This is a genomic window from Acinetobacter sp. LMB-5, from assembly GCF_001541635.1.
Taxonomy (GTDB): Bacteria; Pseudomonadota; Gammaproteobacteria; order Pseudomonadales; family Moraxellaceae; genus Acinetobacter; species Acinetobacter pittii.
Map to the genome: position 1 here is coordinate 1 of NZ_LRDR01000142.1, position 295 is coordinate 295.

The 295-nt window shown below is 56.3% G+C and carries 1 rRNA gene; it reads right to left on the reverse strand.

Going from position 1 to position 295, the window contains the following annotated elements:
- A 23S ribosomal RNA gene (locus AW165_RS18880) occupies positions 1–295 on the reverse strand; the annotation flags it as partial.

Below are 295 nucleotides of genomic sequence, written 5' to 3' on the forward strand. Positions count from 1 at the left end.
CCCGCTTAGATGCTTTCAGCGGTTATCGATTCCGAACTTAGCTACCGGGCAATGCGTCTGGCGACACAACCCGAACACCAGAGGTTCGTCCACTCCGGTCCTCTCGTACTAGGAGCAGCCCCCTTCAATCTTCCAACGCCCACGGCAGATAGGGACCGAACTGTCTCACGACGTTCTAAACCCAGCTCGCGTACCTCTTTAAATGGCGAACAGCCATACCCTTGGGACCTGCTTCAGCCCCAGGATGAGATGAGCCGACATCGAGGTGCCAAACACCGCCGTCGATATGAACTCT